The organism is Kitasatospora sp. NPDC007106, from assembly GCF_040634455.1.
GTDB classification, from domain to species: domain Bacteria; phylum Actinomycetota; class Actinomycetes; order Streptomycetales; family Streptomycetaceae; genus Kitasatospora; species Kitasatospora arboriphila.
In genome coordinates this window covers 1-1,143 of sequence record NZ_JBEYFP010001394.1, presented here as the reverse complement: position 1 = coordinate 1,143, position 1,143 = coordinate 1, and the positions used below count along the sequence as shown (strand labels likewise).

The 1,143-nt window shown below is 77.1% G+C and carries 1 protein-coding gene; it reads right to left on the bottom strand.

Going from position 1 to position 1,143, the window contains the following annotated elements; translation table 11 throughout:
• Positions 1-127: 127 nt before the first annotated feature.
• Entirely contained in the window at positions 128-754 is a 627-nt protein-coding gene (locus tag ABZ641_RS38755; RefSeq protein ID WP_359989398.1) for a response regulator transcription factor, read from the bottom strand.
• Positions 755-1,143 lie beyond the last annotated feature (389 nt).

Here is a 1,143-nt window from a genome sequence, read left to right as displayed (position 1 = left end):
GCTTCGAGGCGGGCCGGCACATCGGCGGCCGCGTTGGCGTGGACGGTGCCGAACCCCCCGTCCCCAGGGCCACGGGCCTCAGGCCTCAGGCCTCAGGCCTCAGGCCTCAGGCCTCAGGCCTCAGGCCTCAGGCGGGATCGTGCGGGTCGCCCGGGAGGATGTCGTGGGCGAGGGCGAAACGGGTCAGGTCGACGCGGCGGCGGGAGCCGACCTTGTCGCGGAGGCGGTCCAGGTGGGAGTGGACGGTGTGCTCGCTGATGCCCAGCCGCCGGGCGATGCCGTGGTCGGTCTCGCCGCCGGCGAGCAGCGCGAGGATCTGCCGTTCCCGGTCGGTGACCCGGGCCTCGGCCTCCGGCCAGGGGCGGACGGCGAGATCGGCGGAGACGTAGGAGCAGCCGGCGGCGACCAGGCGGATCGCGGCGAGCAGTTCGATCTCGCCCGCCTGCCGGCTGAGGCAGCCGCGGGCGCCGGCCTGCATCGGCGGCAGCACGTCGCGCTGCGAGTCGGAGCACAGCACCAGCACGGCCAGGCCGCGGCCGGCGAGCCGGTGGGCGACCTCGGCGAGCTCGCCGGGCGGTAACTTCAGGTCGAGCAGGACGACGTCGCCCGCTTCGAGGTCGCCCTCGGCCTCGTGCACCGACGCCGCACCGACCGCGCAGACCAGGTCCTCCGCGGCGTCCACGGCCTGGACCAGGCCGCGCCGGAAGAGCGGACAGTCACCGATGACGGCGACACGTCTCAGGTCTGTGCTCATGGGTGGTCCTCGGCCGGGGCGGCGCACGGTCACGCCGCGGCGCGGGGCCGCGGCTCGCCCGCACAGCTCCAGTGTTCGCCCTGACCGGCGGCCCGGCACCCGGAACCGGGCCGGGTGGTCCCGCGCGGGCCGGGCCGGGCCGGGGCGGCATTGGATGCGCCCGGCTCCGGCCCGCGTGATCCTGGGCAGTGGGGTGCCGACACCGCCGAGGAGGCGCGTTGCACGCGGAGGCTTCGGGCCGGGACGCCGCCGACGACGCCTCGACCGCGGCGCGGGACTCGATCGACCGGGCGGCGGCCGCGCTGGCCACGGGCGGCGAGGAACTGCTGCGGCACGTCCTGACGGACGCCCCGGTCGGCCTCGCGCTGGTCGGCCCGGACCTGCGCTGG

Excerpts from the sequence above, each read along its gene's own strand:
- ABZ641_RS38755 (WP_359989398.1), bottom strand. The coding sequence starts at position 754 with ATGAGCACAGACCTGAGACGTGTCGCCGTCATCGGTGACTGTCCGCTC.